The 14,531-nt window shown below is 64.1% G+C and carries 10 protein-coding genes; all 10 read right to left on the bottom strand.

Annotated features, from left to right (window positions below; all coding sequences use genetic code 11):
- On the bottom strand, positions 1-6,329 hold a 6,329-nt coding region (locus ABNU97_RS14730; RefSeq protein ID WP_348767446.1), incomplete at its 3' end, for an amino acid adenylation domain-containing protein.
- Positions 6,330-7,263: 934 nt separating this feature from the next.
- The gene (locus ABNU97_RS14725; RefSeq protein ID WP_348767445.1) at positions 7,264-8,340 is read right to left on the bottom strand and encodes a phage portal protein; all 1,077 of its coding nucleotides are present in this window, start codon (positions 8,338-8,340) and stop codon (positions 7,264-7,266) included.
- Positions 8,337-8,726, bottom strand: coding sequence for a hypothetical protein (locus tag ABNU97_RS14720; RefSeq protein WP_348767444.1), 390 nt, complete (start codon positions 8,724-8,726; stop codon positions 8,337-8,339). Before ABNU97_RS14720 ends, ABNU97_RS14725 begins: the two co-directional genes overlap by 4 nt.
- A gap of 3 nt (positions 8,727-8,729) precedes the next feature.
- A complete protein-coding gene (locus tag ABNU97_RS14715; RefSeq protein WP_348767443.1) occupies positions 8,730-9,110 on the bottom strand; it encodes a hypothetical protein in 381 nt (126 codons plus the stop codon).
- Complete coding sequence (locus ABNU97_RS14710) at positions 9,107-9,619, bottom strand: hypothetical protein (RefSeq protein WP_348767442.1); 513 nt, start codon at positions 9,617-9,619, stop codon at positions 9,107-9,109. Before ABNU97_RS14710 ends, ABNU97_RS14715 begins: the two co-directional genes overlap by 4 nt.
- A gap of 5 nt (positions 9,620-9,624) precedes the next feature.
- A complete protein-coding gene (locus ABNU97_RS14705; RefSeq protein WP_348767441.1) occupies positions 9,625-10,230 on the bottom strand; it encodes an HK97 family phage prohead protease in 606 nt (201 codons plus the stop codon).
- Entirely contained in the window at positions 10,231-11,487 is a 1,257-nt protein-coding gene (locus ABNU97_RS14700; RefSeq protein WP_348767440.1) for a phage major capsid protein, read from the bottom strand.
- A gap of 370 nt (positions 11,488-11,857) precedes the next feature.
- Complete coding sequence (locus ABNU97_RS14695) at positions 11,858-13,363, bottom strand: terminase large subunit (protein WP_348767439.1); 1,506 nt, start codon at positions 13,361-13,363, stop codon at positions 11,858-11,860.
- A 94-nt stretch (positions 13,364-13,457) separates the two neighbouring features.
- Entirely contained in the window at positions 13,458-13,670 is a 213-nt protein-coding gene (locus tag ABNU97_RS14690) for a hypothetical protein (protein WP_348767438.1), read from the bottom strand.
- Between the two features lie 60 nt (positions 13,671-13,730).
- The coding region (locus ABNU97_RS14685) for a primase C-terminal domain-containing protein (protein WP_348767437.1) at positions 13,731-14,531 on the bottom strand (801 nt) is incomplete at its 5' end.

The following is a 14,531-nucleotide window of genomic DNA, read 5'->3' as shown; positions in this document are numbered from 1 at the left end:
GTCCAGGCTGCCGGCTGCGCCGGTCCCGCAGGCGCCGATGCGCCGGGTACGGTCGCTGGCTGCATCGCTGCGGGCTGTGTTGCCGTGGGCTGGGCGGGTACAGCCTGCGCCGGCGCCGGCTGAGCGGGCGGCGGCATCTGCGTGTCCAGATGCACGGCCAACGCATCGAGCGTTTCCAGGCGTTCGAGCAGGTCTCGAAAGCGGACGTTTACGCCAAAGGTGCGAGAAATTTCGGCCGCTGCCTGGGTCAGGAACATCGAGTCCATGCCGAGCCCGGCAAAGGTACGCCCGGCGAGTTCCTGGTCAATATCGATGCCGGAAAGGTCATGGAACAGCGTGCGCAGGCGCGCACGCAGTTCGGGTACGCGATCGGGTACGGGCATGACGGTCTCGTTGGAGGAGATGGGCAAGCTGTCGGCAGCCGCCGGCGGCGCAGTGTGCTGCGATCCGCGCTGCGGCGGATCGATCCAGTAGCGCTTGCGTTCAAACGGATAGGTCGGCAGATGCAGGCGTTGGCGCGGTGATTGCCCGTAGCCGAACACGCCGGCCCAGTCCGGGGTCACACCCATCTGCCACAGCGCGCCAAGGGCCTTGAGCAGGGCCACATCGGCTGGGGTGTCGTCGCGCGGGCCCGCCTGGCTGGGCACGGCCGACAACGGCGACGCCGTGCCGTTCTGCTGGCCAATTGCTGCCGTGAGCTGGCCGCCGGGCCCGCATTCGACAAACACCGGCTCGAGCTGTCGATGGGCGGTTTCGATCGCGGGCGCGAAGCGTACCGCCTGGCGCATCTGGCGCGACCAGTAGTCGGGTGCGCACATATCGTCGTCGGCCAGCAGCGCGCCGGTCAGCGTCGATACCACCGGCCGGCGTGCCGGGGACCGGGTGATCGCGGCGACCGCGGCTTCCAGAGGCGCCATGGCCGCGGCCATTGCACGGCTGTGGAACGCATGCGACGTGGCAAGCCGGGTATTGCGTATATCGGCGTTGTCGAGGCGCTGCGCGAGCGTATCGATCGCGCCGTGCGTACCGGAAACCACGCACAGCTCGGGGGCGTTGATGGCGCTGACCTCGACCGTGTCATCGAGGTATGCCTCGAGTCCATCGGCGGCTGCATGCACCGCCAGCATGGCGCCCGGTGCCTGATCCGCCATCAGCCGCGCACGCGTGGCAATCAGCTGGCAGGCATCGGCTTCGCTGAATACGCCCGCAAGCACGGCCGCGGCGAATTCGCCCACGCTGTGGCCCACCAGCATATCGGGCTCCACACCCCAAGCTCGCCATTGATAAGCCAATGCCAGTTCGATGGTGAAGATCGCCGGCTGGGTAATGGCGGTATCGTTGAGGCGCTGCGCCGCGGTCTCGAGCGCCGCCGGCTCGGGTGTGATCAGTGTCCGGATATCGAGACCGAGAGGCTGCTCCAGATGCCCGGCCAGCCGGTCCACGCTGTCGCGGAATACGCCCGGCGTTTCATAGAGCGCACGCCCCATGCCTGGGTACTGTGCCCCCTGCCCCGGAAACACGAACGCCAGCGGCGGCGCGTCGGCTTCGGTGGCGGGCTGGTTCGCACTGCGGCGCGCCGCGCCGGCCAGCGCCTGGGCCGCCTCGGCGACCGTTGTGGCCACGATCGAAATACGATGACTCATCGCGGCACGGCCAACGGCCAGCGTCCAGGCCACATCGGCGAGCATGGCCTCGGGATGCCGGTTCAGCCACTCGGCCAGCGCGCTGCAGCGCGCCGCCAGTGCCGTGGGCGTACGTGCGGAAAGCACCAGCAGCTGCGGCTCGCGTGGGGGCGCGTGGCTGGCCGCACGCGGCGGGGCTTCGGCAACGATCACGTGGACGTTGGTGCCGCCGACGCCGAACGACGACACGCCGGCAACACGCGGGCGCTCGGGCTGCGATGGCCAGGGCGTGAGCTGTTCGACCACCTTGAATGCGGTCGACGCGAAATCGATACGCGGATTGGGCCGCCTATAGTGCAGCGTCGCGGGCAGTCGGCCTTCGCGAACGGCATGCACGGTTTTAACCAGGCCAGCGACGCCGGCCGCGGAATCGAGATGGCCGACGTTGGGCTTGACCGAGCCCAGCCACACCGGCGCGCCCTTGGCGCCGCCGCTGCGCCAGGCCATGGCCAGCCCTTCCACCTCGATCGGATCGCCCAGCGGCGTGCCGGTGCCATGCGCCTCGATATAGCCGATGTCGTCGGGGCTGACCCCGGCCGCCCGCTGTGCCGCATGCACCACCGCCGCCTGGCCGGCCGGGCTCGGCGCAGTGAAACTCATCTTGGCGGCGCCGTCGTTGTTGATGGCGCTGCCGCGAATCACGGCCAGAATCTCGCTGCCATCGGCGACGGCATCGTCATAGCGCTTGAGCACCAGTGCGCCCAGGCCGCTGGAGAAGACCGTGCCACAGGCGCCCTCGTCGAAGGTGCGCACATGCCCGTCCAGCGACGCCATGCCGCCTTCCTGGGCGAAATAGCCCTGCGCCTGCGGCAAACCGATGGACACACCGCCGGCGATAGCCAGGCGCGATTCACCCGCCAAAAGGCTCATGCAGGCCTGATGAACTGCGACCAGACCGGTAGAACAGGCAGTCTGAATATTGAGCGCCGGGCCGGTCAGTCCGAATTTGTAGGCGGTACGGGTCGGCAGGTAATCCTTGTCGTTGGATACCATCGCGGTAAAGCTTTCCACCCCGCGAATACGTACCTGATCCTCGATCGCCGCCCGGTCGTGCAGGATGTTGTGGAGCAGATACGGCTCCAGATAGCCGGCGCCGGCGAACACGCCGGCATGGGCGCCGTCGCGGGTCGGGTCGACGCCGGCCTGTTCGAGCGCCGTCCACGCGGTTTCGAGCCACAGCCGTTGCTGCGGATCGATCAACGAGGCTTCGCGCGGGGTGATGCCGAAAAATGCGGCGTCGAAGTACTCTATATCGTCGAGCACGCCGCGGGCGGCAACGAAGCCCGGCTGGGAAAACAACGTATCGATATCGGGCTCGTGGGGCCTCAAGTCGTCGGCGTCGAAATGGGTGATGGATTCCACACCGGCCACAAGATTCGCCCAGAACGTATCGGTATCGCCCGCCCCTGGGAAACGTCCGGCCATGCCCACGATCGCGATACGCCGGTCCGCGGTCGGCAGTTGCTCGTGAACGGCCGTCTTGGCGGGCGCCTCGGCGGACACCGGAGGGGTCGTGGCGCTGGCCAGGCGCTCGCCGAGCTTGCGGATGGTCGCGTACTGGAACAGTTCGGCAATCGACGGCGCCTCGCCGTAGGTCTGGGCGATACGACCGCGGGCGACCACCAGGGACAGTGAATCGCCGCCGATATCGAAGAAGCTGTCGTCGATGCCGGGGCGCGGCACGCCGGTGACCTCGGTCCAGATTTCGGCGAGCGTCTTTTCGATCTCGCTACGCGGCGCGATATAGCTGCGCGCGCTGGCCGAATCCAGGGCCAGATCCGGCAACGGCAGGCTGCGCCGGTCGACCTTGCCGTTCGCGGTCAATGGAAACGAATCCATCGGCATATAAACGTTCGGACACATCACCGACGGCAGGCGCGCGCTCACGTGCGCGCGCAGTGCGTCTTCGTCGAAGGCCGTTTTCAAGCGAACGTAGGCAACCAGCCGCGGGGCCGGGTCGCCCACCAATCGCACCACTGCCTGGGCAACGCTGGGATGGGCAGTAAGCGCGGTCTCGATTTCGCCGGGCTCGATACGGTGGCCGCGGATCTTGATCTGGTCATCGCTACGCCCCAGACATTTCAGCCGCCCCCGGCCGTCGGCGTCTACGTCCCAGCGCGCCAGATCGCCGGTTCGATAGGTGCGTTCGGGGGCGATGCCGTCGCCGGGCGACCAATTGATGAACGCGGCCGCAGTCCGCTCGGGATCGTCGAGATAGCCCGCGGCGACGCCGGTTCCGCCGATGTAGAGCTCGCCGACGACGCCCGGCGCGACCAGCGCGCCCCGGGCATCGACGACGTGACAGCACGTATTGGCGATGGGCCGGCCGATACCGATGTCCTCGCTGTCCAGAACACGCTCGCAGGTCGACCACACGGTGGTCTCCGTCGGTCCGTACATATTCCATAGCGCGAACTCGCCGGTCGCACTGGTGAGCAGATCGCGCGCCAGCACCGCATCCATGGGCTCGCCGCCCACCATCGCGGTAAAACCGTCTGGCGCCGCCCAGTCCGCCAGGCGCAACAGTCGCCATGTCGAGGGCGTGGCCTGCAGTCGATTCACGCCGTGGGTCTCGATCAGCCGTGCCAGGCGCAGGCCGTCAAATATGTCCGGATCACGCGCAATCACCACGCGCGCGCCCACCAGCAGCGGTGCGAACAGTTCGAGCACCGCGATATCGAAGGACAGCGTCGTTACCGCGAGCAGGCAATCATCGCGGAAGATGCCCGGACGCTCGATCATCGACTGCAGGAAGTTCATGACGTTGGCGTGGGTGAGCACCACGCCCTTGGGCTGGCCGCTCGAGCCGGAGGTAAAGATCACATAGGCGGTGTCATCGGGCTTGACCGCCACCCGCGCCGGTGTCGGATTCGGCGCGCTGCCCTGCGCCTCGGCGTCGATATCGACAAGCGCCGGCGCATTGTCCGGCAACGCGCCCGCGACCGCGCCCTGGGTGATTACGCACACCGGTCGCGCCACATCGAACACTCGTGCCAGGCGTGAGCTGGGATGGGTCGGATCGCAGGGTACATAAGCCGCGCCCAGGCGTTGTACCGCCAGAGCCGCGATCACCAGGTGCTCGGAGCGCGGCAGAAAGATGGCGACATGATCGCGTGGCTTGACCCCGCGCTGAACCAGCCGCGCCACGAGCGCATCGATGCCGGCGTCGAGCGCGGCGTAACTCAGCTCGCGGTCTTCGCAGCAAAGCGCGATACGCTGAGGCTCTGCCCGGGCCCGCCCGGCCACGGCTTCATCGATACTGCGTTCGACCGGCAATGGCCTGGGTTGCGGCTGCCAGTGGGTAATCAGCCGCTCCCGATCGCCCGGCGCCAGCCAGTCCAGCGCAGCCAGCGGGGCATCGCCGCCCTGCTCGCCAGCAGACTCGGCCAGTCGCACGAGACGCTCGACCAGTCGGTTGGCGGTGTCCGCGTCGAAATGGGCCGGGTCGTAGCTCAGGTCGAGCGCAAGGCGCTCACCACCATAGGCAAACAATGCAAGTGGATAGCCGGTATGGCCGCGTAGGTCGAACTGCCAGTGGTGACCCCGCTTGTACCGCGCGACGGCGGCATCGATGGTTTGATGGTCGTAGATGACGATCGAGTCCATCGACCCGCGGCCGGTACCCGAGGCGCGCTGAATGCCCAGCAGGCCCAAATGCTGATGCGCATGCGTTAAACGCTGATCCTGGCGGCGCGCGCGCAGAAAATCCCGCAATGTCACGTCCGCGCCCAGGTGTGCGCGCGTAGGCGTGGTATTGATTAGCAGCGCGATCATGCGCTTGGGATCAGGCAGGCCGCCCTGGCGGCCGGAGCGGGTCACGCCGAAAGTCAGATCGGTGGCGCCCGTATGACGCCACAACAGAATCGCCCACAGCGATTCCACCAGCGCCGACCAGCCGATGCCGCGTTCGCCCACCAGCGCGCTCAGGCGCGCCGTCGTCTCGCGACTCAAATAAGCCACGGCCCGTTCTGAACGCGGCGCAATCGCGGCATTCGGCGGCGCCTTGCTATAGAGGCTGGTTAACAGCGGTGCATTGGGCACCCCGTTCAGATACTCGCGCCAGAACTGTCGATCGGCCTCGCTATCACGACCGGCATGCCATTCGAACAGGCGGCGTGGCGACTGCGGCGGCTCCAGCGTCGGCGCTTGGTCACCGCGCGCAAACGCATCGTAATAGGCAAAGAACTCGTCGATGGCAAGCACTACGCTGCGACCATCCATCACCAGATGATGAAAGGACCACAGCAGCCGCCATTCGTCGTCGCCCAGGTTCAGGCAGGCAAAGCGAAACATCGGCGCCGCCGACAGACCGATCGGCGTATGGAAATCGGTTTCCACGAACGCGTCGATTTCAGCCGCCGACCAGTCGCGCGCGTCGTGTACCTGAACCGACAGCGGGGCACTGTCCTGAATGATACAGCGGGCGCTGCCATCGACCTGCCAGCTGTAGCGGGCACGCAGGGTTTCGTGACGCTCGATGAGCCGACGCCAGGCCGCCGCGAACCGATCCGGATCGAAGCCGCCCTGCACGCGAACGACGAACTGTTCGACGTTGACGGGTGAGTCCGGCGCCGCGATCGCCTGCAGGATCATACCCCGCTGCGTGGGTGTCGGCGCGTATTCGGCAATATCGTGCGGCGCGCTCATGAACGTACGGCCATGGGTTGGCGTACATCGTCGAACGATGCGCAGTGCGCGCCCGTCAGTGTGGTCATGCCCCCGTCTCCAATGCCCCGCAACGAGCCTGCCAAAACGGCAGACGCGGTTACGAATATCGTTACAGTGTGCCTGTACGATATCGACTTACCCAGGCAAGCCTGAAGCCCCGTCTTTCTAGCGCCACATTGCGGTTGTGGCGCGGTGCCTATCCTAGGACATTTTCATACGGACTGGATCGGCCGACGTATTTTTATCGTCAGACCGGTGGCATTCGCACCGTAAAACGCCGTGGCCACGCCTCGCGGCAAAAACGCCGGGCACAAAAAAGCCCGCGTAAACGGGCTTTCGATCGGTATGGGGTACCGCAGACGATATGGAGGCCAGGCCCGGAATCGTAGTGGCTCTTATCGGACTGATTATGCGCAGTTTTGCGCGCTCCAATGTGTCGATGCCCCCACTCCTACCCCCAGCCCCATTGGGGTTCAGGATTGACGCCGGTTCGGTTACGACGAAGCCAATTAGTCGCAACAGTAACCTGACGCGCTGTTCGCTGCTAGAGTCAGCGTAGGCCTACAAAAACAAAGAGACTGTCATGGCAAAAGTAAAGCCATTCCATTCAGCCAAGGTGACCGCGGTATATCACGACAACAATAAATGTACCGTTGGCAATAACATCGAGAAAGGTAACTTAAAGTCTGGCACTGGGGGAAAGCGCAAGTGCTCGACCTGTAAAAAGCTAGGCTAACTATATAGAAAAGCCCCCAGCATTTCGCCGGGGGCCGCTGCTAACCACGCGCGGGGAGGTTCCGGCATCGCCGGCTTGTCGCGCTGTTAGCTGTACGCGGTTACTTTTCATGGACGGTGACTCACGTACTTAGACCGCCGCTAGACTACTCGGCCTTGCCGGAGGCTCTAGCTACCTCTACTGACTCTGCGACGTGTGAACGCCTGAAAAGACCAGCGCTGCGCTTATCTGCTCGTCGCTCAGGCCGGATTCTTTCGCCAACGCTAGCCCCTGAATCACGCCGGACAGTGCGCGAGCACGGCCGCCGGCATCGTAGGCTTGCAACGGCTGGAGCACGTCAATCTCGGCCGTTGTCTCGAACTTCGCCGCCGCTTCATTGGCGATCATCTTGGCAATCGGCTGGAGCATCCACTGTGCGAGATGGCGCTGTGCCTCCCTCACAGCCGGCCCGGTCACGTTCTCATTGACCAGGCTCGGCAACACGCCATAAACGGCCATGATCGAAGCACGCGCCGCTTTCCATGAATCGGTCGTTTCCGACTTCGACAGATCGGGCGACAGATCCGCCGGTTTCCAGTCCTGATTCGGCGCAGGCCCGCCGGCTGCATCGACGTTCGCGGATTCCTCTAGCGCGATACGGCCACGCATCCCGCGAAAACTACGTTCAATCGTGTTGTTGTCCTGCGCCGGGCGTTCGGGCGTCGTCACCACCTTTGTGCCGAGCGGGCTATTCGTGAACACGTCGGCCAGCGCGTCCTCGATGGCGAACAGCATTTCACCCGTCAGGCTGGCACGGTGCAGCGGTGACGTACCGGCCCACGGCCTTTCCTTGGGCGAACCGATCTTGAAGTGCAGCACCTCGCCGGCCAGTACGGTTTCGTAACGCCCGCCGCCGGTATCCGGCACGGTTACGCCATACGCCACCGGGCGCGATCCGCGTGTACTGACTTCCCAGCTTGTCGCCGGCACCAGCCGATCACCGCGAATCACGAACAGCGCTTCGCCATTAAACGCCAGCGAGCGGCCCGCCATGCCGAGCACTTCGGGCGTCAGCACGTCCAGCGACGTTTCGGCTTGCGATAGACCGGCTTCCCATAGGCCCACGCACGTCTGCACCGTGCCGGTCAGCTCGGCCAGATTGCGCCGGCCCATGATCGTGTCCGCACGGATCGCCAGGGCGCGCTCTGTGTAGTTCTCGCGCTGTTCCAGGGGATCGCCCCGGCCAAACCATTTAACGGGATTCCACTGCATCATGCGCCCCGCTTGGCTGCGCGTTTCACGTTGCGATCAAACGCTTTGATATTGCGTCGAACCATGCCCGCCGGGCGGTGCTTACTGTCGCCGAACTCCAGCGAAAAGATATAGGGCGCGTAATTGGCGAACTCCAAGCGCGCACCCATCGGCCACGCTGCAATAGCCATAAGCGCCTCGGCCTTGGCTTCGGCCACGCTTGTACGGTCTACCGGGCCAGCCGGAGCACTACCGACACCGCTACGCCAGTTCGCCGCTGCATAGCCGCTATCTTGTGGCGTGTCGTCGATCACGTCGTTAATCAGTTTCGTGGCCGCATACCTATGGGCGTGCTCGATACGCTTTTCGGTCTTTTTAACGAACTTGTCCACGTCGCTCGCAAAGCTCATCGGCTAACCTCGCACCTGTAACTCATAGGTCGCGATCGACTCGCCGGCATAGGCAGGCGATACCGCGATCACGCCGTAAATCGTGCCGTCGATCTCGATGGCGTCTTCGGTATCGCTGGCCGCAATCGCCGGGGCAAACGGCAAGCTCGCCGCCGGCACCGTCACGCGCAGGTCGCTACGCTGAACCAGCGTGCCGTCGATATATTCGTTATCGAACGTGCCGGGCGGTGCCACCTTGATTGGGTATTCGGTCGTGCCGCCGCCGGTATAGCCGCCTTCTATCGGGTCATACTCGCCTTGCTGGGTTCGCCGATAGACCACCGACTTACCCACGCGATTGATCGCACGTTGCGCACTGGCCGCGAAACGATCCGAAAAACTCATGCCCGCCGATACCGACGCAGCAGATCAGCCGCGCCGCTGTATTGCAGCGCACTACCGCGCCACAATGCGGGCCGCGATAGACTCACAGACAGCCCGTTGCCGTAGTCGATGGACTGGCGCGTGGCCGAGTCGGAAACGCTCAATTCGTCGCCGAGATAGCCGGCTAGCCGTTCGACCGCGTGTTGCACGTCTTCGGGCGGCTCGTCTTCACTGCCGACCGTGGCATGGACGCGATACGTGCCATAGCCGAACGCATAGCCGAGCGGCCCCGCCGTGTCGGCGATCTCCAGCCACTCCGAACCATTCCAGCGCTCGATCTTTTCCACGTCGGCGGGCGTTAGGGGCGGATGCCAGTCGCCGGCCCCTTGTAGCGTCCAGACCACGGCACGCGGTCGCCAGCGATAGGCGATATAGGCTTCGACACGCGACCACAAGGCGGCCTCGCCCAGCGCATCGGTCACGCCGGTTAGCGGGTAGCTTTCCGGCTGCGCTTCATCTTGGCGCACCATCGTAATCATCGGTAGAACCACAGCATCGGCGGGCGTGCGATCCGGGCCGGCTGCGCGGCATCCCATGAACGGGCCTCGACTTGTGCCTCGGGATACGCCGGATTCGTCACAAGGCTTAGCTCGCGCAGAATCGCCTCGTTGATCGTGCGGATGATCGCTTCGCCCTCGGCCGGGTCTTCATCCTCGATAGTCTCGGCGTTCTCGACGGTACGCTCGGGCGGAATCCGAAAACCGGGCGAGATACCCACGGCCAAGCCCGCTTGCAGCAGCGCCAGCGCGTCACGGGCGAACGATGTTTCGGCGACCTCGGGCGTTATGCGTGCCTCGAAGGTCAACGCCTCGTCGGTATCGGTAAGCTCCAGCGTGCCGGTATTGCGAGCGGCCAGCGGCTTGCCGAAGTCATGCCCGATTAGCAGGTTGATCGGCGATTGCGCCTTCACGCTGTAGCGAAACGCACCGGGAGCGAACCGCTCCTTGCGCGGACGGCCACGCCGGCCCCCATCGGACAGCGTAGCCAGCGAGTTATAGGGAAAGCGCCCCTTGAGTAGCCGCGAGCCGTCAGATTCGGCCCGCAGCTCTAGGGAACCATCCGCCGCGCCCTGCAATAGCATTTACTGCAAGCCGGTCAGGATGCGTAGCTGTTCGGCCCGCGAGATGGTCACGTCCAGGGTGACAAGCATCGTCACGCGCAGCCCGCCGCTTTGGGCATCGCTGTACACGTCGCGCACGATGTCGATGCCGCCCCAGCGCCCGACCAGAATGGGCGAGACGCCGCCGGCATTGGTCGTCAGCAGCGCCTTGCTGGCGTTGTTTGCGCCCGACGGGGCCGCCAATGCGTTGTGGCTCATGGCGACGTTGCCGAACTTGCTTACCAGCCGGTCGTATTCAGTGATACCACTGCCCGGATCGAAGATCGCATCGTCCATCGCGTCCCATACTTCGGGCCGGATCAATGCCCGGATGGCGTTGGCGCTGCTCGCCGCGTTGTCGAGCATGAACTTTGCTGCCGCCGAGCGGAAAGCGCCATAGGTCGCCGCCGCATCCACAGCGGTCGATGTAATGCCGTATTCGCTGGCCTTGGCAATCACGCCGGACGGCTGCCCGTTCGTACCCGTACCCATGAATACGGCCTTATCCATATCGGCCTGAATCGCCGAGCGCATATTGCGCCGGATGGCGTCTTCGATGCCCGCAGACTGCAAGCGTGCCTTGCGGGTAATCGCCATTTGCACGCCGAGCGTATGGTCGGGGCGTAGCGGACGGTCGAGCGTGACGTATTCCTGCGAATCGGCCACGTTGCCGCCTTCGGTCGAGGCCCATGCGGTCGTTACCTTCGACGTATTAACCGGGTATTCCTCGGCCCCGCTGTTAATCGCGATCATGCGTGCGCCCATCTGCGCGGCCACGCTATCGGGAAACAGGGCGTCGATAAGCGGGCGAGTCGTCACCGGGTCCGGTACGGTCGCGCTTGTCGTTTCGGCGCGCTGCTCCAATACCTCGAAGGGAATCGGCGTGCCGGTATAGCCGCCTTTGCTGCGCATTTCCTGCACGACTTCGGCGGTCGGGCCATTCAGCGGGGCGTTATCGCCATTGCCGACGTGCGCGAACACGCTGCGCACCTCGAAGTTACTCAGCAGCTTGTCCCATTCGGAACCTTCGCGGGTTTCCAGATCGGCCCCCGCTGCTCGGCGTTCGCCATCCTCGGCAACCATCGCCGCCTGATACCGGGATTCGTTTACTGCGAACTCGCGGTTCAAGTCTTTCAGGCTGCGCTGTTCGTTTTCGTCGGGCGTTTCGTTGGCGGCCAGTTCGGCAAGATTCTGGCGAATCTCGCTTTGGCGCTTCGCAATCTTCTGAGATTCAAGCATTGATCGACCTATGCGTACTGTACGTCCATACAGTATATCAGACATTCATTCAAGTGAATAAGTGTTTAAGTATTAGGCGCACGAAGACTTTTGATATGCCGCATAAATCGGGCGTGCTCGTCGTCGATTGGTGCCAGGCCCATCTCGATACGGGTCTTTCGGGAATGGCATTGCCGGCATAGGCATTGCAGGTTCGATAGCTCGAACGCTAGTTCGGGGGCGTCACGCACGGGCCGGATATGATCGACCTCGATCCGGCCCCGATGCCCGCATTGCACGCATTTCCAATCGTCGCGCCGCCGGGCCGCTTGGCGTAGTGCCGGCCAGCGCTTGTCACGCTGTACGCGGTCGCTGGGGCCGCGATAACGCTTCACGCCCACGTCAGCCCCTTGGACTGCGTAACGGGGCGATCCATGCGGCGCACGCCTTCGGCAATCGCCAGCGATGCCGCCGATACCGGGTCGATACGGCCCAGGCTGCGCTTTTTCGTCAGCTTGCTATTGCCGCTGTCATCCGTGACCACGACACAATCGTTAATCGCCGATGCCATCAGGCGCGACGGGGCCATACTCACCCGACCATCGAATACGGCTTTCGTGAATCGCGCCGTATCTTCGCCGCCATCCTTGAAGCCATTGCCACGCCAGACAATCGGCACGCGCACGCCCGCCGCGAATAGCGCCTCCTGAAACTCGCCTTTGCGGTAGCGGTCGCCGACCATGCACGCCATCGGCCAGCCCTCCAGCCGTTTGACGATCTCGGCGATGAAGCTATCAGCGGGCACGACCTTTTGCCCCATCGTGACCAGTTCGCCACGCCCGGCCATTTCCACGTAGCCATCGCCCACGGCATCGCGCTGGCCGCGATCTTCTAGCGTCGGGTCGCTACCGAACGCGCCGAACACTTCGAGCCGGCCCGAACTCGGCCAGTACATTGCCGCCGCGCTCATGCTCGCCGTGCCGCCCAGGTCGATGCCGACAATGGCGTGACCTTCCCGCGGGGGCGGTTCGCTGCTCTCGACTTCCAGCCATTCGTCCAGGGTCATCAGCCGGTCGCGCCGTTCGCCGCTTGTGCGCTCGTTTCGGTTGTAGAGTCTGAACTTCGACAGCACGGAACCACCGCGCGCAATCGCCATCGCGGCCTGCGCCTCCAGCCACGCGGGCGAACTGCCGATGCCGTGCTTAGCGCCGGGGTTCGCCAGCAGGATCGACGCCATATCGTCCACCGGCAAACCGGGTTGCGGGCGGTGCTCTTGCACGTAGCTATGCACGGGCGGATCGTCCAGCCAGCGGCTAAAGCTATGCGCGTTGCTGCTCGCCGACGTGCTAATCATCAGCGCCGTACCGTCACGCTTGCCCAACCCGGACAATAGCGCGCTTTCTAGTTCGTCGCCTTTGGCATCATCCCAATGCGCGCGCTCATCCATGATGCAAAGCGTTGGCGACGTGCCGAGCGCGTTTTGCGGCTGCGCTGAAATGCACTTGATTACATGGTCGCCGTCGAAGGCGATCTCTAGCCGCTGGCCGCGCCGGAATGTCAGCCGTTCATAGATTGCCGGGTCGAGCGATAGCGCCAGGCCGGCCACGTAGCTCCAGACGATATTCGCCTGCGCCTGTGTTCGGGCCGCCACGATGATCTCGCGCCGGGGTTGATCGTCCCATGCGCCGACAAGATGCCCAAGCGCCAGGCCGCCGGATATTGCCGACTTGCCGTTGCCACGAGCGACCGACAGCACGCCGATTCGGTTGCCACGCTTCAAACTGCCCTTGATGAATTGGCGTTGAAACGGGGCCAACTTGATCGGCTTACCGGCCTTCGGCCCTTCCGGCACGTTCAACGTCTGGATGAAGTCTATCGCCTTTTTTGCCTTCGCCATCTACCTAACCTCGAAAATCGACATTGATAACCCCGCTCCCGCGACCCTCCCCACGAACAAAAGTCGCGGCATTGGGACCATATAAAACAATCACTTAGTGCGCCGCCGGCATGTTGGCCCAGTCACGCACGGTCCTGACTACCGATGCCAGCGCCACCGCTTTGTCGTTGTTGTCGTCGCATCCGTGATAGATCAGCGATCCAATCGACACCGCGCATAAGTGCGCAAACTGCACCGGCTCGATGTTTCTGGCCTCCATGTGCTCGATTAACGCGGCCAGTTCGTTCTCCATGTGTTCGTCGTCCATTGCTGCCTCTAGTACAGGGGGAGGGTTGTTAGTTACTTAGTGGAGCGATTTGCACCACCCTCATGTCAGGCGGGCGAGTGTTGGCTTGTGCGAGCGCTGGCTACCTCGCTGCACAATCGTTAACTGGCCGATGGCTTCAAGATGATCGCGGGCTTTCAGATAGCGCCGCTTACTCCAGCCCATGATCCGCTCGCCTGTTGCGCCCGGTAGCTCGAACGCTCGGCCTTTGCGGTGCGCGTGTAGTTGGCGCAGCTTGGCTAGCAGTACCAGCGCGTCGCCGTTGTTTAGGCATTGATCGACCAGCGAACTACCGAATACGGCCGTGCTCTCACAGCCCGTCACGAACAGCCGGCCGCCGCTCTTGTACTTCCATACCGAGCGCGCCGCATTGGCGACCTCGCCGGGGCTTAGCGGGTCGGCGAACGATTCATTCAGGGTCATGGCGATGGCCTGTAGCTGCTCATACGTGCTCGCGCTCTGGCCTTGGTATCGCAGGGCGTCGAACAGGAATTGATTGCGCTGCCCGATAGCCGGCCCGTTGCTCGGCTTCGCATCGTTGGCCGCCTTCGGTCGGTACAGATCGGCGGGGATATTGCGCAGCGTGGGCAGGTCCAGCAGATCGTCCAGATCGCCCGCAATAACTTCGTAACGGCCGCGTGTGCCTCGACTCGGCGCGGCCACTGCCTGCCCATTGCCTAGCAGGTCGATACACGGCCAGGCGCGTGTCTGGCGCTTCTCGCCGTTGGCCGCGTAATAGGCTTGCCAGCCGCCCGATTGCGTGCGAACAACAAAAGGCGACGGCCCGTGACGATCCATTGCATCGGCAAACGTGCGTTCGTCTCGCGTGTCCACGTCTAAGAT

Source organism: uncultured Salinisphaera sp. (assembly GCF_964012375.1).
Taxonomy (GTDB): Bacteria; Pseudomonadota; Gammaproteobacteria; order Nevskiales; family Salinisphaeraceae; genus Salinisphaera.
The sequence above is the reverse complement of the archived record's forward strand: the minus strand, read 5'-3'. Positions and strand labels throughout refer to the sequence as shown.